The 22,516-nt window shown below is 68.4% G+C and carries 20 protein-coding genes, 1 tRNA gene and 1 other RNA gene; 12 read left to right on the plus strand and 10 right to left on the minus strand.

The annotated features are described in order from the left end of the window. Positions 1 to 65: 65 nt before the first annotated feature. The 6 genes from ABRP18_RS07970 to aceE form a co-directional block, all read right to left on the minus strand. Entirely contained in the window at positions 66 to 1,304 is a 1,239-nt protein-coding gene (locus ABRP18_RS07970) for a beta-ketoacyl synthase (RefSeq protein WP_046749123.1), read from the minus strand. A gap of 97 nt (positions 1,305 to 1,401) precedes the next feature. Then, positions 1,402 to 1,650, minus strand: a complete 249-nt coding sequence (locus ABRP18_RS07975) for an acyl carrier protein (protein ID WP_017202249.1) — start codon at positions 1,648 to 1,650, stop codon at positions 1,402 to 1,404. 68 nt (positions 1,651 to 1,718) lie between these two features. Then, a complete protein-coding gene (locus tag ABRP18_RS07980) occupies positions 1,719 to 2,720 on the minus strand; it encodes a beta-ketoacyl-ACP synthase III (protein ID WP_058631871.1) in 1,002 nt (333 codons plus the stop codon). Then, positions 2,717 to 3,637 (minus strand): ACP S-malonyltransferase, encoded by a 921-nt coding sequence (locus tag ABRP18_RS07985; protein ID WP_058631872.1) that lies wholly within the window; start codon positions 3,635 to 3,637, stop codon positions 2,717 to 2,719. The genes ABRP18_RS07980 and ABRP18_RS07985 overlap by 4 nt, the downstream gene beginning before the upstream one ends. Positions 3,638 to 3,728: 91 nt before the next feature. Continuing rightward, positions 3,729 to 4,925, minus strand: coding sequence for a CdaR family transcriptional regulator (locus ABRP18_RS07990; protein WP_045264837.1), 1,197 nt, complete (start codon positions 4,923 to 4,925; stop codon positions 3,729 to 3,731). A 31-nt stretch (positions 4,926 to 4,956) separates the two neighbouring features. Continuing rightward, on the minus strand, positions 4,957 to 7,683 hold the full coding sequence (aceE, locus tag ABRP18_RS07995; RefSeq protein WP_046749121.1) for a pyruvate dehydrogenase (acetyl-transferring), homodimeric type: 2,727 nt from the start codon (positions 7,681 to 7,683) through the stop codon (positions 4,957 to 4,959). A gap of 153 nt (positions 7,684 to 7,836) precedes the next feature. Between aceE and ABRP18_RS08000 the strand changes: the two genes are divergently transcribed. After that, positions 7,837 to 7,909: transfer RNA gene (locus tag ABRP18_RS08000), tRNA-Val, on the plus strand. Positions 7,910 to 7,942: 33 nt separating this feature from the next. Here ABRP18_RS08000 and ABRP18_RS08005 read toward each other — a convergent pair. Beyond that, on the minus strand, positions 7,943 to 8,386 hold the full coding sequence (locus ABRP18_RS08005) for a hypothetical protein (RefSeq protein ID WP_058631882.1): 444 nt from the start codon (positions 8,384 to 8,386) through the stop codon (positions 7,943 to 7,945). 95 nt (positions 8,387 to 8,481) lie between these two features. Between ABRP18_RS08005 and ABRP18_RS08010 the strand changes: the two genes are divergently transcribed. The 3 genes from ABRP18_RS08010 to ABRP18_RS08020 all read left to right on the plus strand — a co-directional run bounded on the left by ABRP18_RS08010 (position 8,482) and on the right by ABRP18_RS08020 (position 11,069). Next, the gene (locus ABRP18_RS08010; protein ID WP_058631883.1) at positions 8,482 to 9,039 is read left to right on the plus strand and encodes a dihydrofolate reductase family protein; all 558 of its coding nucleotides are present in this window, start codon (positions 8,482 to 8,484) and stop codon (positions 9,037 to 9,039) included. 121 nt (positions 9,040 to 9,160) lie between these two features. Further along, positions 9,161 to 10,048, plus strand: coding sequence for a TIGR01777 family oxidoreductase (locus tag ABRP18_RS08015; protein WP_193761874.1), 888 nt, complete (start codon positions 9,161 to 9,163; stop codon positions 10,046 to 10,048). Positions 10,049 to 10,115: 67 nt separating this feature from the next. Next, the gene (locus ABRP18_RS08020; RefSeq protein WP_058631885.1) at positions 10,116 to 11,069 is read left to right on the plus strand and encodes an L-lactate dehydrogenase; all 954 of its coding nucleotides are present in this window, start codon (positions 10,116 to 10,118) and stop codon (positions 11,067 to 11,069) included. A gap of 37 nt (positions 11,070 to 11,106) precedes the next feature. Here the strand turns inward: ABRP18_RS08020 and ABRP18_RS08025 are convergent, their stop codons facing one another. Beyond that, entirely contained in the window at positions 11,107 to 11,871 is a 765-nt protein-coding gene (locus ABRP18_RS08025; protein ID WP_349884462.1) for an SDR family NAD(P)-dependent oxidoreductase, read from the minus strand. Between the two features lie 100 nt (positions 11,872 to 11,971). Between ABRP18_RS08025 and ABRP18_RS08030 the strand changes: the two genes are divergently transcribed. Next, positions 11,972 to 12,808 carry a helix-turn-helix transcriptional regulator gene (locus ABRP18_RS08030; protein ID WP_046749115.1) on the plus strand — a complete coding sequence of 279 codons (837 nt, stop codon included), beginning with the start codon at positions 11,972 to 11,974 and terminating at the stop codon, positions 12,806 to 12,808. 10 nt (positions 12,809 to 12,818) lie between these two features. Here ABRP18_RS08030 and ABRP18_RS08035 read toward each other — a convergent pair whose 3' ends face one another. After that, complete coding sequence (locus ABRP18_RS08035; RefSeq protein WP_308431908.1) at positions 12,819 to 13,667, minus strand: aldo/keto reductase; 849 nt, start codon at positions 13,665 to 13,667, stop codon at positions 12,819 to 12,821. A gap of 41 nt (positions 13,668 to 13,708) precedes the next feature. Between ABRP18_RS08035 and ABRP18_RS08040 the strand changes: the two genes are divergently transcribed. The 4 genes from ABRP18_RS08040 (at position 13,709) to rnpB (ending at position 17,025) form a co-directional block, all read left to right on the plus strand. Next, positions 13,709 to 14,131, plus strand: coding sequence for a YchJ family protein (locus tag ABRP18_RS08040; protein WP_193761870.1), 423 nt, complete (start codon positions 13,709 to 13,711; stop codon positions 14,129 to 14,131). Positions 14,132 to 14,167: 36 nt separating this feature from the next. Further along, positions 14,168 to 14,902: a zinc ribbon domain-containing protein gene (locus ABRP18_RS08045; protein WP_193761869.1), complete on the plus strand. Its 735-nt coding sequence runs from the start codon at positions 14,168 to 14,170 to the stop codon at positions 14,900 to 14,902. Positions 14,903 to 14,924: 22 nt separating this feature from the next. Next, positions 14,925 to 16,625 carry a bifunctional 3'-5' exonuclease/DNA polymerase gene (locus ABRP18_RS08050; RefSeq protein ID WP_349884463.1) on the plus strand — a complete coding sequence of 567 codons (1,701 nt, stop codon included), beginning with the start codon at positions 14,925 to 14,927 and terminating at the stop codon, positions 16,623 to 16,625. Between the two features lie 43 nt (positions 16,626 to 16,668). Then, positions 16,669 to 17,025, plus strand: an RNA gene (gene rnpB, locus ABRP18_RS08055) — RNase P RNA component class A. A gap of 80 nt (positions 17,026 to 17,105) precedes the next feature. On the opposite strand, the gene ppgK is transcribed toward rnpB, so the two are convergent. Then, entirely contained in the window at positions 17,106 to 17,852 is a 747-nt protein-coding gene (gene ppgK, locus ABRP18_RS08060; protein WP_046749111.1) for a polyphosphate--glucose phosphotransferase, read from the minus strand. Between the two features lie 68 nt (positions 17,853 to 17,920). Between ppgK and ABRP18_RS08065 the strand changes: the two genes are divergently transcribed. From ABRP18_RS08065 to ABRP18_RS08075, 3 genes are read left to right on the plus strand one after another with little or no spacing between them, the layout of a single operon-like run. Then, on the plus strand, positions 17,921 to 18,160 hold the full coding sequence (locus ABRP18_RS08065) for a hypothetical protein (protein WP_058631777.1): 240 nt from the start codon (positions 17,921 to 17,923) through the stop codon (positions 18,158 to 18,160). 2 nt (positions 18,161 to 18,162) lie between these two features. Next, positions 18,163 to 19,500: a type I glutamate--ammonia ligase gene (gene glnA, locus ABRP18_RS08070; RefSeq protein WP_046749109.1), complete on the plus strand. Its 1,338-nt coding sequence runs from the start codon at positions 18,163 to 18,165 to the stop codon at positions 19,498 to 19,500. 8 nt (positions 19,501 to 19,508) lie between these two features. Continuing rightward, positions 19,509 to 22,484, plus strand: a complete 2,976-nt coding sequence (locus ABRP18_RS08075) for a bifunctional [glutamine synthetase] adenylyltransferase/[glutamine synthetase]-adenylyl-L-tyrosine phosphorylase (protein ID WP_349884464.1) — start codon at positions 19,509 to 19,511, stop codon at positions 22,482 to 22,484. Positions 22,485 to 22,516 lie beyond the last annotated feature (32 nt).

Below are 22,516 nucleotides of genomic sequence, written 5' to 3' on the forward strand. Positions count from 1 at the left end.
TCCTCATGCATACGCGAAGAGCGGCCCTCGGAATCCCGAGGGCCGCTCTTCGTGTGCGTGGCGTATCAGTCGGCGCTGGCGAGAACGAGGACCGCGTTGTGTCCGCCGAAGCCGAAGGAGTTGCTGATCGCGATCTGCGGGCCGTCGCCGAGAGGCGTGGCTTCGCCCGAGAGACGGAACGGGACCGCGGGGTCCGGCTCCGTCATGTTGATCGTCGGAGGTGCGACGCGGTCGCGCAGGGCGAGGAGCGAGAAGATCGCCTCGAGCGCGCCGGTGCCGCCCAGCAGATGTCCGGTCGAAGCCTTCGTCGCGGAGACCGGGATCTCGTCGATCCGCTCACCGAAGACCTTCTTGAGCGCGACGTACTCGTTCGGGTCGCCCACCGGCGTCGACGTCGCGTGCGCGTTGATGTGCGTGACCTGGTCGGCGGTGACGCCGGCCTCGTCGAGGGCCTGGGTCACGGCTCGTGCCGCACCGTTCCCCTCGGGGTCGTTCCCGGTGATGTGGTAGGCGTCGGCTGTGACTCCGCCGCCGAGCACATACCCGTAGATCTTGGCCCCGCGTGCCTTCGCGTGCTCCTCGGTCTCGAGGATGAGTGCGGCGGCGCCCTCACCCATGACGAACCCGTCGCGGTCGATCGCACCGGGGCGGGAGGCATGGGCCGGGTCGTCGTTCCGGCGGGACAGCGCCTGCGCGGAGGCGAAGGAGGCCATCGTGATGGGGTGGATCGCCGACTCGGTGCCACCGGCGATCACGACGTCCGCGAGGCCATCCTGCAGGTGGTGGAGAGCGTGGATGATCGACTCGGTGCTGGAGGCGCAGGCGCTGACCACGGTCTGCGCGTAGGCACGTGCATGGAACTGCAGCGACAGGTTGCCCGCAGCGGCGTTCGGCATGAGCATCGGGACCGTGAGCGGCATCACCCGACGGGGACCCTTCTCGCGCAGGGTGTCCCATGCGTCGAGAAGCGTCCAGAGGCCGCCGATCCCGGTGGCGAAGTCGACGCCGAGCCGTTCGGGAGCCACCTCGGGGGAACCTGCATCCTCCCAGGCTTCGCGCGCCGCGATCAACGCGAACTGCGACGAGGGGTCGAGGCGCTTGGCCTCATGCCGGGGGAGAACCTCTTCCGGGCGGACGATCGCCTCGGCGGCGAACGTGACGGGCAGCTCGTACTGCTGCACCCAGTCGTGTTCGAGCGTGCGGGTGCCGGACATGCCGGCAAGCAGGTTCGTCCAGTTCTCCGGGGCCGTGCCGCCGATGGCGGAGGTGGCGCCGATGCCGGTGACGACGATGCGCTTGGTCATGGGGTGTGGTTCCTTGTCGAAACGAAGCCGAACGGGTGAGAGGGCAGGTCGGCGGATGCCACTCCCCGCGAGGTGCGGGGGTGGCATCCTGCCGGGATTACTCCTGGCCCGCCACGATGAAGTTGACGGCGTCGCCGACGGTCTTGAGGTTCTTGACCTCGTCGTCGGGGATGGTGACGCCGAACTTCTCCTCGGCGTTGACGACGATCGTCATCATCGAGATGGAGTCGATGTCGAGGTCGTCCGTGAACGACTTCTCGAGGGCGACCTCGGAAGCGTTGATGCCGGTCTCGTCGGTGATGAGCTCTGCGAGGCCAGCGAGGACCTCGTCGTTGGTGAAAGCCATGTGGTCTTCCTCTTTCTTGCGGGTTGTTTTCGGAACCGTGGAACAGTCTAGGGAAAGTCAGCGCATTCTCAGGGAAGGACGACGACCTGTGCGGCGAACACGAGTCCCGCACCGAATCCGATCTGCAGCGCGAGTCCACCGGAAAGCTCGGGGTGCTCGGCCATCAGACGGTGGCTGGCCAGGGGGATGGACGCGGCCGAGGTGTTGCCCGTGGTCTCGATGTCGCGCGCGATGACCGTGGTCTCCGGCAGCTTCAGCTGCTTGGCGAACTCGTCGATGATCCGCATGTTGGCCTGGTGGGGGATGAAGGCGGCGATGTCGGCCGGCTCCACACCCGCCTTGTCCAGTGCCTCGCGCGCGACCTTCGCCATCTCCCAGACCGCCCAGCGGAAGACGGTGGGACCTTCCTGGCGCAGGGTCGGCCACGGAACCACGCCGTCGCGGAAGTCGGTGAGGGTGCCGTTCATTCCCACGGCGTCGGCCTTGGAACCGTCGGATCCCCAGACGGCGGGGGCGATGCCGGGCGTGTCGCTCGGACCGATCAGTGCGGCGCCCGCCCCGTCGCCGAGGAGGAACGAGATGCTGCGGTCGGTCGGGTCGACGACGTCGGAGAGCTTCTCTGTACCGATGACCAGCGCGTAGCGGGCGGCCCCGGCCTTGATCAGCGCATCGGCCTGGGCGATCGCGTAGGCGTATCCGGCGCAGGCGGCGTTGATGTCGTACGCGGCAGCGGGATTCGCTCCGACGCGATCGGCGACGATCGCCGAGACCGAGGGGGTCTGCTTGGGGTTGCTGATCGTCGCCACGATCACCAGGTCGACCTGATCTGCCGGAACACCCGACTTCTCGATCGCCTCGGCAGCCGCGGCGGTGGCCAGGTCGATCGCGTCCGTGCCCTTGTCGGCGCGAGCGCGCGTCACGATGCCGGTGCGCTGACGGATCCACTCGTCGCTGGAGTCGATCGGGCCGATCAGGTCCTCGTTGGGCACGGCGTTCTCACCGCGGGCGGCGCCGTACGAGTAGATGCGCGTGTACGCGGGACCCGTGAGCTGGGCGAGGGTGACGCTCATGCGGCTTCTCCGTTCAGCAGCGCGACTGCTGCATCGAGGTCTTCAGGGGTCTTCACGGCGACGGTGGGGACACCACGGAGGCCGCGCTTGGCGAGACCCACCAGAGCGCCGGCCGGGGCCAGTTCGATCACACCGGTGACGCCGGCTTCGGCGAACGACTGCATGCAGAGGTCCCATCGCACCGGCGACGACACCTGGTCGACGAGGAAGCTCAGCGCCTGCGGGCCGTCCGTGACGGCAGAGCCGTCGCGGTTGGTCCACAGGGTGATGTCGGGATCTGCCGGCGTGACGTCGGCGACGGCGTCACGGAGGGCTGTGACGGCGGAAGCCATGTACTGCGTGTGGAACGCTCCGGCGACCTGCAGCGGGACCACGCGGGTGCCCTTGAGCGGCTCCTCCGCGAGTGCGGCGAGTGCGGGGAGGGCACCGGCGACGACGATCTGGCCGCCGCCGTTGTAGTTGGCGGGCGAGAGGTCGAGTTCGGTGAGGCGCGCGAGGAGAGCGTCTTCGTCGCCTCCGAGCACGGCGCTCATACCCGTCTGCTCCTGCGCCGCGGCATCAGCCATCGCCCGCCCGCGGATGCCCACGAGGCGCATACCGGTGTCGGCATCGATCACGTTGCTGCCGACGAGCGCGGCGATCTCACCGACCGAGTGACCGGCGATCCCGTCGGCGCGGCGTCCGGCTCGCTGCGTCAGTGCGTCACCGGCGATCAGCGACGCGGCGACGATCAGGGGCTGCGCGACGCGCGTGTCCCGGATCGTGTCGGCATCCGACACCGTCCCGTGCTCGATCAGGTCGACCCCCGCGGCGTCCGAGTACACGGCGAGGCGGTCTGCCACTCCGTCGAGCTCGAGCCAGGGGGCGAGGAAACCGGGGGTCTGCGAGCCCTGTCCAGGGCATACGACGACAATCACCCACCCAGTCTGCCAACGATCGGGGCGAAGCGGTGGATGATCCATCACAAGATTCCGAAAAACCCTTGTGTGTGGCGTACAGAAAGCCGACTCAGCGCGGAGGGCGGCGAAGCGGTGCGCGTCGACGGACCTGGTCTGCGGCGCCGATCGAGCCGAGGATCAGCGCGGTCTGCAGGATGAGGGCCTCGCGGGGACCGGTGGCATCCCAGCCGATCACCTCGCTGACGCGCTTCAGGCGGTATCGCACGGTGTTGGGATGCACGAAGAGCTCGCGTGCCGTGGCCTCGAGGGAGCGCCCGTTGTCGAGGTAGCTCCACAGCGTGGTGACCAGGTCGGTCGAGTGGGCCTGCAACGGGCGGAAGATGCGTTCGATGAGGGTCTGCTTGGCGAGCGGGTCGCCGGCGAGGGCGCGCTCGGGCAGCAGGTCGTCGGCTTCGACCGGGCGGGGAGCACCGCGCCATGCACGGGCGACCGCGAAACCGGCGAGAGCGGCACGGGCGCTCTGGCTCGCATCGACGAGTGCGGCGACCTCCGGTCCGAGCACGACATAGCCAGGACCGAACGAGGGCTCGAGGCGGGAGGCGATCTCCCGGAACCCGAGCTCTTCCTCTTCGCCGTCCTGCCCCTCGACGCGGGCGCGCCCCAGGACCAGCACGAGCCGGGAACCCTGCACGCCGATGAGCACGTCGACCGCGAGCTTGCGTGCGGTGCGACGAACCAGGTCGACGTCGAACTGCGCGGGCGTGGTGCCCACGAGCACGGCCACCTCGCCATGACCATGCCATCCGAGTGCGGCGATCCGGCTCGGCAGCTCCTCGTCGGCTTCGCCGGTGAGGATCGAATCGACGACGAGGGCCTCCAGCCGGGCATCCCAGAGTCCGCGGGCTTCGGCGGCTCTGGCATACACATCAGCGGCGGCGAAAGCCACATCGCGGGAGTAGAGGAGGATCGCCTCCCGCAGATCGTCGCCTCGTCCGGCGACGCGTTCCTCCGTGACCTCGACCGTCACGCGGATGAGCTGCAGAGTCTGCTGGAGGCTCACGCTGCGCAGCAGCTCGCGCGGGGCTGCCGCGAAGATGTCGGCGGCGATCCACGGCGTGGAGGTGGGGTCTTCATACCACTGGATGAACGAGGTGATGCCTGCCTGGGCCACCAGCCCGACCGCGGAGCGGCGGGCTGGTGGCATGTCGGCGTACCACGGGAGGGTGTCCTCCAGGCGTTTGATCGTCACCGAAGCGATGTCACCGGAGATCCGGCGCAGCCAGGTGAGTGTCGCGGCCTTGTCCATGCCGGAGGGAGAAGAACCTGTCACCGAGGGCTCAGCTTTCGCCGCCCGCGTTGCCGCTGGTCCCGGCGTTCACATCGTGCAGGCGGTACTTCTCGATCGCCTGGGCCGCGAGCGAACGGTCGACCTTGCCGTCCTCGGCGAGCGACTGCAGCGTGCGGACCACGATGGACGGGCCGTCGATCTTGAAGAAGCGCCGTGCGGCGGCACGGGTGTCGGAGAAGCCGAAGCCGTCGGCACCGAGAGTGGCGAAGCGGTTCGGGACCCACGGACGGATCTGGTCCTGCACGGCGTGCATGAAGTCGCTGACCGCGACGACCGGTCCCTCGGCACCCTGGAGCTTCTGAGTGAGGTACGCGGTGCGCGGCTCGGCCTCGGGGTGCAGGAAGTTGTGCTCGTCGGCGGCGAGGCCGTCGCGGCGCAGCTCTGTCCACGAGGTGACCGACCAGACATCGGCGATCACGCCCCAGTCCTTCTTCAGCAGCTCCTGCGCTTCGAGGGCCCAGGGGAGTCCGACACCGGATGCGAACAGCTGTGCGCGGTGTCCCTCGCCCTCGCCGACGGAGACGCGGTGGATACCGCGGACGATGCCGTCGACGTCCACATCCTCCGGCTCGGCCGGCATCACGAGAGGCTCGTTGTAGAGCGTGATGTAGTACATCACGTTCGGGTCCTCGTGCTGGCCGCCGTACATCCGCTCGAGACCGGAGCGCACGATGTGCGCGATCTCGTAGCCGTAGGCCGGGTCGTACGAGATCGTCGCCGGGTTGGTGGCGGCGAGCAGGTGCGAGTGGCCGTCGGCGTGCTGGAGTCCCTCACCCGTGAGGGTGGTGCGACCGGCCGTGGCGCCCATGATGAACCCGCGGGCCATCTGGTCGCCGGCTGCCCACTGGGCGTCGCCCGTGCGCTGGAATCCGAACATCGAGTAGAAGATGTAGACCGGGATCAGCGGCTCGCCGTGCGTGGCATAGGACGTGCCCGCCGCGGTGAAGGCGGCGAGGGCGCCGGCCTCGTTGATGCCGACGTGCACGATCTGGCCCTGCGGGCTCTCCTTGTAGGCGAGGAGGAGCTCACGGTCGACCGAGGTGTAGTGCTGGCCGTTCGGGTTGTAGATCTTCGCCGACGGGAAGTAGGCGTCCATGCCGAACGTGCGCGCTTCGTCGGGGATGATCGGCACGATGCGGTGACCGAACTCCTTGGAGCGCAGCAGGTCCTTCAGCAGGCGGACGAACGCCATGGTCGTGGCGATCTCCTGCGTGCCGGAGCCCTTCTTGGGCAAGGCATATGCCGAATCGTCCGGGAGGGAGAGCCCGACGTGGGTCGAGCGGCGCTCCGGGAGGAACCCGCCGAGCGCGTTGCGGCGCTCGAGCATGTACTGGATCGTCTCGTCCTGAGGCCCCGGGTTGTAGTACGGGGGCAGGTACGGGTTCTCTTCCAGCTGCGCATCCGTGATCGGGATGTGCATGGCGTCGCGGAACGTCTTGAGGTTGTCCAGCGTCATCTTCTTCATCTGGTGGGTCGCGTTGCGGCCCTCGAAGTGCGGTCCGAGGCCGTAGCCCTTGACGGTCTTCGCGAGGATGACGGTGGGCTTGCCCTTGTGCTCGGTCGCGGCCTTGAACGCGGCGTAGACCTTGCGGTAGTCGTGGCCACCGCGCTTGAGGTTCCAGATGTCGTCGTCGGAGTAGTCCTTGACGAGGGCCGCGGCCCGCTCGTCGCGGCCGAAGAAGTGCTCACGGATGTATGCGCCGGACTCGGCCTTGTACGTCTGGTAGTCGCCGTCGGGGGTGACGTTCATGAGGTTGAGCAGCGCACCCTCGGTGTCGCGGGCGAGCAGGTCGTCCCACTCGCGGCCCCAGACCACCTTGATGACGTTCCAGCCCGCGCCGCGGAAGAACGACTCGAGCTCCTGCACGATCTTGCCGTTGCCGCGCACGGGGCCGTCGAGGCGCTGCAGGTTGCAGTTGACGATGAAGGTGAGGTTGTCCAGTCCCTCGTTGGCTGCGACCTGCAGCTGTCCGCGGCTCTCGACCTCGTCCATCTCGCCGTCGCCCAGGAATGCCCAGACGTGCGACTGGGACGTGTCCTTGATGCCGCGGTTCTCGAGGTACTTGTTCGACATCGCCTGGTAGATGGCGTTGATCGGACCGAGGCCCATCGACACCGTCGGGAACTGCCAGTACTCCGGCATCAGGCGCGGGTGCGGGTAGGACGGGATGCCGTTCGGCGCGTGCGACTTCTCCTGGCGGAAGCCGTCGAGCTGGTCCTCGGTGAGGCGCCCCTCGAGGAAGGAGCGGGCGTAGGTGCCGGGTGAGGCGTGGCCCTGGATGAAGATCTGGTCGGCGCCACCGGGGTGGTCGGCGCCCTTGAAGAAGTGGTTGAAGCCCACTTCATACAGCGCCGCGGAGGACGCGTACGTCGAGATGTGACCACCGACGCCGATGCCGGGGCGCTGGGCGCGGTGCACCGTGATGGCCGCGTTCCAGCGGATCCAGGCGCGGTACCGGCGCTCGACCTCCTCGTCGCCAGGGAACTCGGGCTCGTTCTCCGGCGCGATGGTGTTGATGTAGTCGGTGGTCGGGACCATCGGCACGCCCAGGTGCAGCTCCTTGGAGCGCTTGAGGAGGCTGAGCATGATCTCGCGGCCACGTCCGTGGCCCTTGGCGTCAACCAGCTCATCGAGCGACTGCTGCCATTCGCCCGTCTCTTCCGGGTCGCTGTCCTGGGGACCCTGGGAGTACGGATCCTGGTCGTGCACGGTCACGGGGGAACCTTTCGTCAAGCTGGCAGGTCATGCCAAGGAAACGGGAAGCGACACGGGCAGCCTTGTCAGCTGTGCACAACGCGCGCCGGGTTCAGCCTATCCCTCTTCCACGACACGGGTGCGCATCGTCCGCCCGATAGACTGGGCACACCAGGGCCTTTAGCTCAGCTGGTAGAGCGCCACGTTTACACCGTGGATGTCGTCGGTTCGATCCCGGCAGGGCCCACCTCCACCGAGACGGCTCACCCCGCCGCGACCACTAACGAGGCTTCGCAGCGATCACCGAGTTCGGGATGTGCCCGGCGGCGAGCACCGCCGCCGCAATCGCGATCCAAGGGTTCTGGAGCCACGCGGCACCGGCGAGGAACACGCCGACCGGTAGCAGCGCCATCGGAACGGGAACTCCGACGACCGGGGCGAACAGCGACGACAGTCGTCTGCCCGACACGAGGTAACGCCCCCAGAGGGCCCAGTACGCCACGACGAGGATCGCCGCGGGGATCGCCCACCACCAGAGCGGGCGATCGCCCACCGTGATCACCGGCACCGTCACGCAGAGTGCCTGCCCTGAACGTTCGAGGACCTCGACGACCTTCGGCACGGCGACGCGCTCCATCGCCGGTCGAGGAGGGAACCACACCAGCAGCAGGTTGGGGGCGAACACGGCGAGACTCAGCGCGAGCCCGAGCACCGAGAAACCCATGATCGCGACCTTATCGGGCAGATGCGGGGTCCGTTGCCCTTCGGCTTCCCGTCGACTCCCTGGCGGTCGCCTCGCTGCGGATCTAGGCTCCCGACATGGGACTTCTGACCTTCAGCCTCAACATCACCCTGGACGGCTGCGTCGACCATGAGGAGGGGATCGCCGATGACGAGACCCACGCCTACTTCACGCGGTTGCTGGAGGATTCCGGCGCCGTGCTCTGGGGTCGCACGACCTACGAGATGATGGAGGACGCCTGGCCCGCGGTCGCTCGCGGCGAGGTGGAGGCCCCGCCGGCGCTGCGCGAGTGGGCGCTCGCTCTCGAGGTCAAACCCAAGTACGTGGTGTCCTCCACGCGCGATGAGTTCCCCTGGACGAACACCCATCGGATAGCCGGGAACCTGCGAGAGGGCGTGCAGCGTCTCAAAGACGACACGCCGGAGGGTGTTCTCCTCGGAAGCGGCGCCCTCGCCGCCGAACTCGACAGGCTCGATCTGATCGACGAGTACCGGTTCCTCATCCACCCCCGGATCGCGGGGCACGGTCCGACCCTGTTCCGGGATCGATCGTCCGACACGCGGAAGCTCGAACTGGTCTCGGCGGAGCCGCTGCGCAACGGAGCGATCGTGACGCACTACAGGCGCGCCGAGTGATCCGGCCCGGTGCATACCGCGTCGCGGTCGCCGAGGCAAGGCCCGAGGGGCGGGCGCAGCGCGGCGCGTACGCTGTACCGCACGGCAGGACTCCAGAATCGACAGCGGGGAGCTTTCACACATGGCGGGACGCATCGTCATCAGCGGGGCCTCTGGCCTGATCGGTTCCGCGTTGGCCGCTTCGCTGCGCACCGACGGTATCGAGGTCACCACCCTGGTGCGTCGTGCGCCGCGATCCGAGGATGAGGCGCAGTGGGCGCCGGGCGAGAGCGCGCTCGACCCTGATGTCGTGGCAGGCGCCGACGCCGTGGTCGCGCTCGGGGGTGCCAGCGTCGGACGACTTCCGTGGACGCGCGGCTATCGTCGTCAGCTGGTCGACTCGCGTCTGCAGGCCACCCGCACCCTGACGACCGCCCTCCGTGCGCTGCGGTCCGATGCTCCGGCTCTCGTCTCGGCGTCCGCGGTCGGCTACTACGGTTCCGCTCCCGGCGAGATCCTCACGGAGGACTCCGCTGCAGGGCAGACGTTCCTGGCGGATCTGACGGTGCGGTGGGAGGCCGAAGCCCGACGCGCGGAGGACCACACCAGGGTCGCGCTGCTGCGTACCGCTCCCGTCATCCATCGGCGAGGAGTGCTCAAACCGCTCATCCAGCTGACCCGGTTCGGCGTCTCGGGCCCGCTCGGTCAGGGCACGCAGATCTGGCCCTGGATCTCACTCGACGACGAGGTGCGTGCGATCCGTCACATCCTCGACGCGAAGATCTCGGGGCCGGTCAACCTCACGGGGCCCACTCCCGCGTCTGCGAACGACATCGGGCGCGCTCTCGCCGAGCGGATGCACCGGCCGTTCTGGCTCCCCGCCCCCGCCTGGGCGCTCCGGATCGCACTCGGCGATGCCGCCGACTCGCTCCTGCTCCCGGATGCGGATGTGCGTCCGCAGGTGCTGGAGCTGTCCGGCTTCCGATTCACACATCCGACCGCCGCCGACGCTGTGGCCGCCGCGCTCTGACCGTTCTGGGGCATTCTTCCGGCGACAGCCCTCCCGCATCGACACGTTCCACTGCGAGACTGAGCGCATGGAGATCATCGAGAACTCGAAGCTCACGGTCGTCGGCGCGGGAAGTGTGGGGTCGAGTGTCGCCTATGCGGCACTGATCAGGGGTTCCGCGCGGCATGTCGCGCTCTACGACATCGCGACCGAGAAGGTCGAGGCCGAGGTGCTCGACCTCGCTCACGGCACGCAGTTCACCGGCTCGAGCGACATCATCGGCGGCAGTGACATCTCCGTCGCCGCGGGTTCGCACGTCGTCGTGATCACGGCCGGCGCGAAGCAGAAGCCAGGCCAGACCCGCATCGAGCTCGCCGAGGTCAACGCAGGCATCATCCGTGGCATGATGCCGGATCTGCTGGAGGTCGCCCCGAACGCGATCTACGTGATCGTCACGAATCCCTGCGACGTGCTGACGGTCATCGCGCAGGAGGAGACCGGGCTTCCGCCCGAGCGCATCTTCGCCTCGGGAACCGTGCTCGACACCTCGAGGCTGCGCTGGAAGCTCGGACAGCGCGCCGGTGTCTCGACGGCGAGCGTCCATGCGCACATCATCGGCGAGCACGGCGACACCGAGTTCCCGCTCTGGTCCCGTGCCACGATCGGCACGGTGCCGATCCTGGAGTGGGAGACTCCGGGGCACCCGCGATTCACCCTCGATGAGCTGCAGGAGATCGCCGTGGACGTGCGTGACGCCGCGTACAAGGTGATCCTGGGCAAGGGCGCGACCAACTACGCGATCGGCCTGTCGAGTGCGCGCATCGTCGAGGCGATCCTGAGTGACGAGCACGCCGTGATGCCGGTGAGTACCGTGCTGCGTGATTTCCACGGTATCGACGGTGTCGCACTCTCGGTGCCGTCGATCGTGAGCGCGACGGGGGCGGTGCCGATCCGGAACACATCGTTCTCCGACGGGGAGCTGGCCCTGTTGCGCCAGTCCGCCGACGCCCTCACGACTGCGGCGGCATCCCTGCGTCCCTGAGCGGGGGGTCGGTGCGAAGCCGACACCCCGCTCCGCATCACCGACCGTGCGGGTCCGTGCGGTTGAGCGTGGCGACGACCTGATCGTAATCACCGCGGGCCTCGCCGTAGCGGAGGAACTTCACCCGCTCGACCTGGATCTCGGCGGCGTCGGGCTGGGCCTCGATCAAGGCCATGACCTCGTCGATGAACTCGTCGAGCGGCATCGCCGACTCGTTGTCCTCGTGGCCCGGCATGAGCGCCGTGCGCACAGCGGGAGGCTCGAGCTCGATCACCGACACGCTGCTCCCTTCGAACTGCAGGCGCAGGGACTCGCTGAGCATGTGGATCGCGGCCTTGCTGGCGTTGTAGGTGGGTGTCACCCGGAGCGGGGCGAACGCGAGTCCGGACGAGACGGTCATGATCGTCGCGTCGGCCTGGGCGCGGAGGTGCTCGACGAAAGCGGCGATGAGTCGGATGGGGCCGAGGATGTTGGTGACGACCGTCTCCTCCGCGGCGGAGAGGAATCCCGAGGGCGTGCTCCAGTCCTCGGCCCGCATGACGCCCGCCATCGTGATGAGCACATTGAGACCGGGGTGCGCGGCGAGCACCTCGGCCGCCGCTGCTTCGATGCTGCTCGCATCCCTCGTGTCGACCCGCACGGTGTGGATGTCGGGGTGCTCGCCGGCGATCGTCGCGAGACGGTCCTCGCGGCGCCCTCCGACGATCACGGTGTTCCCCCGTTCCCGCAGCCGCAACGCGAGAGCGAGACCGATGCCGCTCGTGGCGCCGGGGATGAAGATGGTGTTTCCGCTGATGTTCATATCCCCACCGTCGTCCTCCTGTGGCAGCCGCTCCAGAGAGCGGTCATCCAGGGACGGGCGATCCCTGGAACGCGAGCCGGCAGCGCGGGATACTTCTGGGGTGGACCGCGATGCACTGGCCGAATTCCTCCTCCGTCGACGCGGGGCGCTGAGCCCGGCCGACGTCGGACTCGCGGCAGGACCGCGGCGTCGCACCGCGGGTCTGCGCCGAGAAGAGGTCGCGCAGCTGGCGACGATGTCGACGGACTACTACACGCGACTGGAACAACGACGAGGGCCTCAGCCGAGTGTCCAGATCCTCACCGCCCTGGCCCGGGCCCTGCGGCTGACCGAAGACGAGCGGGATTATCTCTTCCGGCTCTGCGGACACAGCGCCCCCGATCGTGCCCGGCTCGCGGAGTACGTGCGCCCGGGCATCCTCCGCGTGCTCGACCGGCTGCACGACACCCCCGCGTTCGTCGTCTCGGTGCTCGACGAAGTGCTCGTGCAGAACGACGCATCCCGTCCGCTGATCGGCGACGCGACCACTCTCACCGGACTCGACCGGAGCGGCATCTACCGCTGGTTCGCCTACCCCGATACCGAACGGCTGCGCTACCGGGAAACCGACCATCCGCGACAGGCCCGTGCGCTCGTGGGCTCGCTGCGTGCCGCATACGGGGTGATGGGTGCTCGATCGAGGGCGGGTGACATCGTCGCGGAGCTGACGGTGCGCAGCTCGGAGTTCGTGGAGTTGTGGGACGCGCACGAGGTGAGTCGACGATTCGAGCAGCACAAGGTGATGGTGCATCCCGAGCTGGGTGAGATCGAGGTCGACTGTCAGGCGCTGTTCACCGAGGACGAGTCGCAGGCGCTCATCGTGCTCACGGCGGCGCCGGGGAGCGAATCCGCGAGCAAGCTCGAGTTCCTGCGGGTCCTCGGCACGCAGAACGTCTGACCAGCGGTCGTCAGGACTCTTCGTGGGTCCGCGGATCGGCGTCGAACAGGCGCCCGTCCGGGCGACCGAGCGCGGTGATCGCGGCAACCTCCGCGTCGTCCAACACGATCTCCGCGGCGGCGAGGTTCGTCACCTGGTGTTCGAGCGACGAGGCCTTCGGGATGGAGACCGTGCCGCGGGCCACATGCCATGCGAGCACCGTCTGCGCGGTGGTGATGCCGCGGGACGACGCGATCTCGGTGATCACCGGTTCGTCGAAGAGCTCCTTCGCGCGTCCCAACGGGCTCCACGCTTCGGTGAGGATGCCGCGTTCGCGGTGGTAGGCCAGCTGCTCGTCCTGCGGGAAGTACGGATGCACCTCGATCTGGTTGACCACGGGCCTCACCCCGGTCTCGTGCTCGATGCGCTCCAGATGCTCCGGGAGGAAGTTGGAGACGCCGATCTGGCGCACGACGCCTCTGGCCTGGGCGTCGACGAGCGCGGCCCATGCCTGGACGTACTCGTCCTGGCTGGGGTTGGGCCAGTGGATGAGATGCAGGTCGGTCACGTCGAGTCCGAGGCGGGAGCGGCTCTCCTCGATGCTGGTGCGCGCCTTCGGCGACGGGTGGTGTCGTCCGGGGAGCTTCGTGGTGACGATCACGTCCGAACGTGCCACCCCGGAAGCTGCGACCCCACGGCCCACCGAGCCCTCGTTCTCGTAGTTGAATGCGGTGTCGACGAGCCGGTAGCCGGCACCGATGCCGGCGCTGACCGATTCGGCCCCGGCATCGCCGTTCAGGGCGTACGTGCCCAGGCCGATCGCGGGGAGGGCGAACCCGTTGTGGGCGGTGAACGAGGGGACGACGGGCTGAGTGGTCACGGTGCTCCTTCTGGCCTTTTCCCCGAGCGTACGCTGGAGGGATGACATCGGAGGCGGAGATGGCGTCGGATGACGTCACGATCGACGAGCACGATCGGTGCCCCTGCTCATCCGGCGATGTGTACGGCCGATGCTGCCGACCGCTCCTCGACGGAGCGACGGCGCCGACGGCCGAACGCCTGATGCGTTCGCGTTACTCCGCGTTCTCTCTGCGAGACGAGGCGCATCTCCTGCGCACGTGGCATCCGACGACGAGACCGGGGACGATCGAGTTCGAACCGGATCTGCGGTGGCGGCGGCTGCTCGTGATCGATCGCGAGGCCGGGGGCCCGTTCGACCGCGAGGGCATCGTGGAGTTCGAGGCGTTCTGGCAGCAGCGCGCCACGAGAGGCTCGCTCCATGAGCGCAGCCGCTTCGTGCGCGAGGACCGGCACTGGTACTACGTCGACGGCGACGTGCACTGATGGGCGGATGTCGCGACAGCGGCTAGATTTGAGAGCGTGAACGCCAGCCCCGAGAACCAGCGCACCCTGCTCGACATCGCCGACCTCGACCGGCGCATCGCGCAGGTCGAGCGTGCCAAGACCAAGCCGAGCCAGGCGGAGCGGATCACCGAGCTCGTGGCGATCCGTCAGGACCAGCTCCGCGAGCTGACCGCACTCGCGGGTACCAGAGACGACGTGCGCACCGAGCTGAAGCGGCTGGAGTCGGATGTCGCCGTCGTCGAGGCACGCCGGAACCGCGACGCCGAACGCCTGGCCGCATCGACGAATCCGAAGGACGCGCAGGCGCTCGAGCACGAGCTCGGCAGCCTCGCCCGCCGACAGAGTGACCTCGAAGATGCCGAGCTCGACGTGATGGGCCGTCTCGAAGAGGCAGAGGCCGCCGTCGCCGCGCAGCAGGCGCTCCTCGACACGACGACCGCCGAGGGGTCTGCGCTCACCGCGCAGGCGAAGGCGGACGTCGCAGCAGCCACCGACCTCGGCGCACAGCTCGCCCGCGATCGTGCGGCTGTCGCGGAGACCGTGTCGCCTGCCTTGCTGGCGGAGTACGACCGCCGCGCGAAGAACAGCGCAGGTGCCGCCCTGTTGACCCGCGGTACCTGCGAGGGGTGCCGCATCCTGCTCCCCAGCACGGATCTGAACGACATCAGGCGAGCGGCGGATGACCTCGTGGTGTCCTGCCCCGAATGTGGGTGCATCCTGGTGCGCACCGAGGAGTCCGGGCTCGCATGAGTCGCGCCTGCGCGCGTCGGCGATGACGGCGCCGGCGGCGGGGGTCGAACGCCGCATCGCACTCGTCTCCGTCGGAGCGCAGGAGTACGTCGCGATCAAGCTCGATCGGAACGACGAGGAGCTGGATCGCACGTCCTTGCGTGTTGCTGAGCTCCCGGAATGGGTGCGCTCCGTCGAGGACTCCGATGCCCCGCGGTGGGTCATGCGCAGCGCCGCCGAGACCTACGCGTTCCTGCTCGAGCACGGCGTTCGGATCACCCGCAGTCACGATCTGGTGCTGTGCCACGCCATCCTGCGCGACACGTCGTCGGTGCAGAGCCCGCTCCCGGCCTCGCCGGAGTGGGAGCGGCGAGAGCCGACGGCAGCGGTGCCCTCGCTGTTCGACGTGTTCGACGACGTGAGCGGTGACGATGCGATCACGACCGCACTCGATCAGTACCGCGCACAGCGGAGGGTGATGGCCGCTGCACAGGACGGACGCCTCACCCTCCTGTGCGCTGCGGAGTCGGCAGGCGGACTCATCGCAGAGGAGATGCGGGTCGCGGGGTTGCCCTGGGATGAAGGCGTGCACGATGCCATCCTGACCGACACCCTCGGCACCCGTCCTGCCGCCGGGGGAGCACCGAGTCGCATGGTCGAGCTGGGCGATCGGGTGCGCGCGCTCCTCGGCGATCCGTCGCTCCACCTCGACAGCCAGCAGAAGCTGCTCAGGGCGCTGCATCGCGTCGGGGTCCAGGTGGAGTCGACGAGTCGATGGGAGCTCGCCCAGCACGAGCATCCGGTCGTGGAGCCCCTCCTCGCCTACAAGAAGCTCTCCCGCTTGCTCAGCGCCAACGGATGGGCATGGTTGGCGGAGTGGGTGCATGAGGGTCGGTTCCGTCCGGTCTACATCCCGGGTGGTGTCGTCACCGGTCGCTGGGCGTCGGCCGGTGGAGGGGCTCTTCAGCTTCCGCGGAGCCTGCGCCCCGCTGTCCGAGCCGACCCGGGGTGGACCCTGGTCGTGGCAGACGTCGCGCAGCTCGAGCCGCGGATGCTCGCCGCGATGGCCTCCGACGAAGCGATGGCCCGCGCGGCGCGGGGGAGCGACCTCTATGCAGGCGTCGTGGCGTCCGGGGCCGTCTCCACCCGCGAGGAGGCGAAGTACGCGGTTCTCGGAGCGATGTACGGCGCCACGACCGGAGACAGCGGCCGGCTGGTCCCGCGGCTGCGCAAGGTCTACCCGAAGGCGATGGCGCTCGTGGATGCCGCGGCGCGCACGGGGGAGGACGGGGGAATCGTCTCGACCTGGCTAGGGCGGTCATCGCCTCGTCCGTCGACGGAGTGGATGCGGCTACAGGCGGACGCGACCGGTGCGGATGCCGACCCCGCGGTCGTCGCGCTCGCACGGCGGCGTGGACGCGATTGGGGCCGGTTCACCAGGAACTTCGTGGTGCAGGGCACTGCTGCCGAGTGGTCGTTGATCTGGCTGGCGGAGATCCGGCATCGCCTGCAGCAGATCCCTGAGGTGTTCGCCGAGGCGGCGGCGTCCGGTCCGTTCGCGCGCTCTGCGCACCTGGCGTTCTTCCTACACGACGAGGTGATCCTCCACGTTCCCCTGGAACACGCGGAGGAGGCTGCCGAGGCGGTGCGCGAGGCCGCGGCCACGGCCACGACGAGGCTCTTCGGCTCGTTTCCCATCGACGTGCCCCTCGACCTGCGCATCGCGGAGTCCGCGGAGAAGTAGCCGCCGGTCGTGTGCGCAGGAGAACGTAGACTGGAGAGGCGAATGGGTCGACTGGACGGCCGCGTTACGGGCAACCGTACCGAGGAACGTCCGGGCTCCTCAGGGCAGGACGGTGGGTAACGCCCACCCGGAGCAATCCGCGAGAAAGTGCCACAGAGAGCAGACCGCCCCGCAAGGGGTAAGGGTGAAAGGGTGGTGTAAGAGACCACCGGGGGTCATGGTGACATGGCCTGCCAGGTAAACCTCGTCCGGAGCAAGGTCAGACAGAGGATGTTGACGCGGCTCGCCGAGTCCTCGGGTAGACCGCTAGAGTGCCACGGCAACGTGTCGCCGAGAGAGATGGCCGTCGAAGGGGCGAAGAACCCCGGAACAGAACCCGGCGTACAGGTCGGCCCATTCGCCTCACACGCACGAAGGCCCCGATGACTGGAGAGTCGTCGGGGCCTTCGTGCGGATCCGGGTGGCTGAGCCTGTCGAAGGTCAGTCCCCGGCGAGCGACGCCGCGCCGATGATGCCGGAGTTGTTGCGGTGGATCGCCGGGACGATCGGGGTCTTCAGGTCGAGCAGCGGGAGGAAGTCTCCGGCGTTCTTCGACACGCCGCCGCCGACGACGAACAGGTCGGGGCTGAACAGGAACTCGATGTGCGAGTAGAACGCCTGCAGACGCTCGGCCCACTCGGCCCACGAGAGGTTCTCGCGCTCCCGTGCCGACGTCGCCGCGTAGGTCTCGACCGACTCGTATTCGCCGAAGTTGAGGTGACCGAGCTCGGTGTTCGGAAGGAGCACGCCGTCGTAGAGGAAGGCCGATCCGATGCCGGTGCCGAGCGTCGTGAGGAGCGTGAAACCGCGCACGTCCCTGGCCGCTCCGTGGCGGGCTTCGGCGACACCGGCGGCGTCGGCGTCGTTCACGAACACGATGTTGCGACCGAGACCGTCCCGGAAGAACCGCTCGGCGTCGAAGTCGATCCACTCCTTGGAGACATTGGCGGCGGAGAGGGTCTTGCCGCGCTTGACGATCGCCGGGAATGCGACGCCGAGCGGCAGGGTCGAGTCGTGCACGTCGAGGGTCTTCAGCACGGTCTGCACGGCATTGAGCACGTCCTGGGGCGATGCGCCCTCGGGGGTCGGTACCCGTACCCGGTCGGACGCCATGATTCCGTGCTCGAGGTCGACGATTCCTGCTTTGATACCCGTGCCGCCGATGTCGACGCCGATCGCTTTTGCCATGGGCGATAGCTTAGCGACCGCGGTGCACGCCAGTAGGATCGATGACATCACGTGAAGAAGGGGCAGACATGTCTGACGGTGACCACAAGTACTGGTACAACTCCACGACCGGCGAGATCGAGTTCGGGATGATCTCGCCCTCCATCGACCGCATCGGTCCGTTCGACACCGAGGCCGAGGCCCGTCGTGCTCCGGAGGTCGTTAAAGAGCGTTCGCGCGCCTGGGCCGAGGAAGAGGCCGTCGAGCAGGGCTGGGACGTCAAGGGCCCCCAGAACACGGGCGACGCAAAGGGCCAGGGCGCAGAGTAGCCATGGACAAGCAGAGGGACTTCGTCCTCCGGACCATCGAGGAGCGCGGCGTCAAGTTCGTGCGACTGTGGTTCACCGACGTGATCGGCACTCTCAAGTCGGTGGCCATCGCGCCGGCCGAGGTCGAGGGTGCTTTCGCGGAGGGAATCGGGTTCGACGGTTCGGCGATCGAGGGGCTGACACGCACCTACGAGTCCGACCTGCTCGCCCAGCCCGATCCGACGACGTTCCAGACGCTGCCCTGGCGCGGCGAGATCGACCCGACCGCGCGCATGTTCTGCGACCTGACGACTCCCGACGGCCAGCCCGCCGTCGCCGATCCCCGTCACGTGCTCAAGCGCACGCTCGCGAAGGCCGCTGACGCCGGGTTCACGTTCTACACGCACCCCGAGATCGAGTTCTACCTGCTCAAGTCCTCGTCGTTCGGGCCGGAGGGGCCCGTGCCCGTCGACTCGGCGGGCTACTTCGACAACGTGCCTGGCGGCACCGCGCACGATTTCCGTCGCCGTTCGGTCCGGATGCTGGAAGACCTCGGCATCTCGGTCGAATTCAGTCACCACGAGGGCGGGCCCGGTCAGAACGAGATCGACCTCCGCTACGCGGACGCCCTCACCACGGCCGACAACATCATGACCTTCCGGACGGTGATCAAGGAGGTGGCGATCGAGCAGGGCGTCTATGCGACGTTCATGCCGAAGCCGCTCAGCGACCAGCCCGGAAGCGGTATGCACACGCACATGTCACTGTTCGAGGGTGACCAGAACGCCTTCTACGAAGAGGGCGCGAAGTACCAGCTGTCGAAGACGGGCCGGCACTTCATCGCGGGCCTCCTGCGTCACGCGAACGAGATCTCCGCGGTCACCAACCAGTTCGTCAACTCATACAAGCGGCTCTGGGGCGGCGACGAGGCACCGAGCTTCGTCACCTGGGGTCACGCGAACCGATCCGCACTCGTCCGCGTGCCGATGTACAAGCCGAACAAGAGCCAGTCGTCCCGCGTGGAGTACCGCGGCATCGATTCCGCGTCGAACCCCTACCTCGCCTACGCGCTCCTGCTCGCAGCCGGGCTCAAGGGCATCGAGGAGGGATACGATCTGCCGCCGGAGGCCGAGAACAACGTGTGGTCGCTGAGCGACGCCGAGCGGCGAGCTCTCGGTTACGAGGCACTGCCGGCGAGTCTCGACCACGCCCTGGAGTACATGGAGGCGTCCGAGCTCGTCGCGGAGACTCTGGGCGAACAGGTCTTCAACTACGTGCTGCTCAACAAGCGCAAGGAATGGGAGGCCTACCGCGGTCAGGTCACCCCGTTCGAGCTGAAGAGCAACCTCGAGCTGCTCTGACCCGCCCGATGGCGCGTCCTGACGATTCGGTCTCCCTCTCCGCCCTCGCCAGGCTCGGCTTCTCCGAGCTGAGCGAGGCCGCGGCAGGCCTCGCTGAGCTGGCGGAGATTCTCGATCAGCCGCGGACGGTGCTGCTCGAGGCTGCCGATGCCGCGGATCCCGATGCCGCCGTCCGCGGGCTGCTCCGCGTGGCGCGTCGGGATGAGTCGTCATTGCGCGGTCTCCTCGTCGACGAGGAGACCCGCCGCGGTGTCTGGCGGGTCTTCGGCGCCTCGGAGGGACTCGCCGAGTTCTTCCTCCGTCACCCGGACCAGCTGAGCGTCCTGGAAGCACCCCGCGATGCACTGCCATCGGCCGAGGAGCTCCAGGAGCGGCTGCTGGCCTCAGTCGGTGCGTGCGACGGGTTCGCGCAGTCGGGTGGGGACGACGCGGTCGTCGCGCTCAGAGTCGCCTACCGACGAAATCTCGCTGCCATCGCCGCGTTCGACCTCTCGCGCACGGCACCGGAGATGGCAGTAGGCCCCGTGTCGGCAGCGCTGGCCGACCTCGCGGGTGCTGCCCTGGAGGCGTCGCTCGCGGTGGCGCGGACCCGGGTGCAGGAGTCGATGGGGCGGGACGAGGTGGCGGCGACCCGTCTCGCCATCATCGGAATGGGAAAAGCCGGTGCTCGGGAGTTGAACTACGTCAGCGACGTCGACGTGATCTTCGTGGGCGGCAGCAGCGACGAAGAGGCCGTCACGGAGGCGCGTGCCATCGACATCGCGACCAGGCTCGCGCGCGAGACCATGCGGAACCTCGACGCGATCGAGGTGGAACCGCCGCTCTGGGAGGTCGATGCCGCGCTGCGTCCAGAGGGCAAGCAAGGTGCTCTGGTCCGCTCGCTCGCATCCCATCTCGCGTACTACGACCGCTGGGCCAAGAGCTGGGAGTTCCAGGCTCTGCTCAAGGCGCGTCCCCTCGCCGGAGATGCGGAACTCGGGGCGGAGTACATCGCCGCGGTGCAGCCGAAGATCTGGTCCAGTGCCGCGCGGCAGGACTTCGTCGAGAGCGTGCAGCGCATGCGGGAGCGCGTGATGGAGCACATCGACCCGGACGACGCTCCGTATCAGCTGAAGCTCGGGGCGGGTGGGCTTCGCGACATCGAGTTCACCGTGCAGCTGCTGCAGCTCGTCCACGGACTCACCGACGAGTCGCTGCGCACGCGCGGGACCCTCGAGAGCCTCGATGCGCTCGTCGAGGGCGGTTACATCGGGCGGGTCGATGCGGCGGCGTTCGCCGAGGACTACCGCCTGCTCCGGCTCATGGAGCATCGCCTCCAGCTGAGAGAGCTCAGCCGCACGCATCTGATGCCTCGGACTCCGGCAGGCCTGCGGATCCTGGCGAGGGGCACACGCCTCGCGGAGAGCGGTGACAGTGTGTGGGCCCGCTGGGAGAGCGTCCGGCGGGAGGTGCGCGAGATCCATACGCGCCTGTTCTACCGTCCACTGCTGAGCGCTGTCGCCGGTCTGCCGGAAGAGGAGCGGACCCTCTCCGCCGCTCAGGCGCACGACCGCCTGGCAGCCATCGGCTTCCGGGATCCGGCGGGCGCACTCCGCCACATCGGTGCGCTCACGAGCGGGCTCAGCCGCAAGGCGACCATCCAGCGACACCTGATGCCCATCATGGTGCGGTGGTTCGCCGACGGAAGCGATCCTGACTACGCGCTCCTCGCCTTCCGCCGCATCAGCGAGCGTCTCGGAGACACCCCGTGGTTCCTCAGGATGCTGCGCGATTCGTCGGGGGCGGCGGAGAGCCTCACCCGCCTGCTGTCCTCTTCCCGGTACATCGGCGAGCTCCTGGAGTGGATCCCGGAATCCGTGGCCTGGCTGGACAACGCTGGGCGGCTGCGCCCGCGCGGGGCCGCAGCCCTCGACGAAGAGGCCAGAGCGATCCAGACGCGCCATGAGACGATCGGCGATGCGCTGCGGGCCGTCAGGGCGCTGCGGAGGAGAGAGCTCCTGCGCACGGCCATGGGGGCGGTGCTCGATGTCCTCACGATCGAAGAGGTCGCCACCGCACTCACGGAGATCACCGAGGCGACGATCCAGGCCGCTCTCCGCGCGGTGATGCGCGAAGTCGTCCCGGTCGATGACGAGGCGCTCGACTTCGCCGTCATCGCGATGGGGCGCTTCGGCGGTGCCGAGCTGGGGTTCGGATCCGACGCCGACATCCTGTACGTCTACGACGCGAACGGTGTCGATCCCCAGCGCGCGCAGAAGCTCGCGACGCAGATCGTGGCCGGCCTCCGCGAGCACCTGACCGATCACCGGCTGCCGCTCGACCTCGATGCCGATCTGAGGCCGGAGGGGCGGAACGGTCCGATCGTCCGCTCCATCGAGGCATACGCGGAGTACTACCGCCGCTGGTCGCTGTCGTGGGAGGCCCAGGCGCTGCTCCGGGCGCGCGGAGTGGCGGGAAGCGCGAAGCTGATCGCCCGGTTCACGGCGCTTGCCGACACGATCCGCTACCCGGAGTCCATCGACCTCCAGGGCACCCGCGAGATCAAGCGCATCAAAGCGCGGGTCGAGGGGGAACGGCTGCCGCAGGGTGCTGATCCCCGTCGCCACCTGAAGCTCGGCCCCGGCTCGCTGAGCGATGTGGAGTGGCTGGTCCAACTCCTCCAGCTGCAGCATGCGCACGGTGTTCCCGGGCTGCGCACGACCTCGACGCTCGGTGCGCTCGAAGCCGCCGTCGCGGCCGATCTGGTCGCAGAGGAGGACGCCGCGCGTCTTCGCGCGGCGTGGCTGCTGTCCAGTCGTCTCAGGTCAGCGATCACTCTGCTGACCGGGCAGACCAGCGACGTGCTCCCCGCCGATCGCCGTCAGCTCGATGCGATCGGTCGTCTGCTCGGCTATCCCGATCGCTCCGCCACAGAACTCGAGGAGGACTACCTCGGGGTGACCCGGCGCGCCAGGAAGACCTTCGAGCAGCTCTTCTACGGGTGAGTCGAGAGCGTCGGTTTGCGGTATCGCGTGTC

Origin of the sequence: Microbacterium sp. WHRI 7836, from assembly GCF_040223885.2 — a bacterium.
In the GTDB taxonomy this organism is placed as follows: domain Bacteria; phylum Actinomycetota; class Actinomycetes; order Actinomycetales; family Microbacteriaceae; genus Microbacterium; species Microbacterium oxydans.

Coding starts and splice junctions, on each gene's coding strand:
- ABRP18_RS07970 (WP_046749123.1), bottom strand. CDS start 1,304: ATGACCAAGCGCATCGTCGTCACCGGCATCGGCGCCACCTCCGCCATC.
- ABRP18_RS07975 (WP_017202249.1), bottom strand. CDS start 1,650: ATGGCTTTCACCAACGACGAGGTCCTCGCTGGCCTCGCAGAGCTCATC.
- ABRP18_RS07980 (WP_058631871.1), bottom strand. CDS start 2,720: ATGAGCGTCACCCTCGCCCAGCTCACGGGTCCCGCGTACACGCGCATC.
- ABRP18_RS07990 (WP_045264837.1), bottom strand. CDS start 4,925: ATGGACAAGGCCGCGACACTCACCTGGCTGCGCCGGATCTCCGGTGAC.
- ABRP18_RS08005 (WP_058631882.1), bottom strand. CDS start 8,386: ATGGGTTTCTCGGTGCTCGGGCTCGCGCTGAGTCTCGCCGTGTTCGCC.
- ABRP18_RS08010 (WP_058631883.1), top strand. CDS start 8,482: ATGGGACTTCTGACCTTCAGCCTCAACATCACCCTGGACGGCTGCGTC.
- ABRP18_RS08015 (WP_193761874.1), top strand. CDS start 9,161: ATGGCGGGACGCATCGTCATCAGCGGGGCCTCTGGCCTGATCGGTTCC.
- ABRP18_RS08020 (WP_058631885.1), top strand. CDS start 10,116: ATGGAGATCATCGAGAACTCGAAGCTCACGGTCGTCGGCGCGGGAAGT.
- ABRP18_RS08025 (WP_349884462.1), bottom strand. CDS start 11,871: ATGAACATCAGCGGAAACACCATCTTCATCCCCGGCGCCACGAGCGGC.
- ABRP18_RS08040 (WP_193761870.1), top strand. CDS start 13,709: ATGACATCGGAGGCGGAGATGGCGTCGGATGACGTCACGATCGACGAG.
- ABRP18_RS08050 (WP_349884463.1), top strand. CDS start 14,925: ATGACGGCGCCGGCGGCGGGGGTCGAACGCCGCATCGCACTCGTCTCC.
- ppgK (WP_046749111.1), bottom strand. CDS start 17,852: ATGGCAAAAGCGATCGGCGTCGACATCGGCGGCACGGGTATCAAAGCA.
- ABRP18_RS08065 (WP_058631777.1), top strand. CDS start 17,921: ATGTCTGACGGTGACCACAAGTACTGGTACAACTCCACGACCGGCGAG.
- glnA (WP_046749109.1), top strand. CDS start 18,163: ATGGACAAGCAGAGGGACTTCGTCCTCCGGACCATCGAGGAGCGCGGC.
- ABRP18_RS08075 (WP_349884464.1), top strand. CDS start 19,509: ATGGCGCGTCCTGACGATTCGGTCTCCCTCTCCGCCCTCGCCAGGCTC.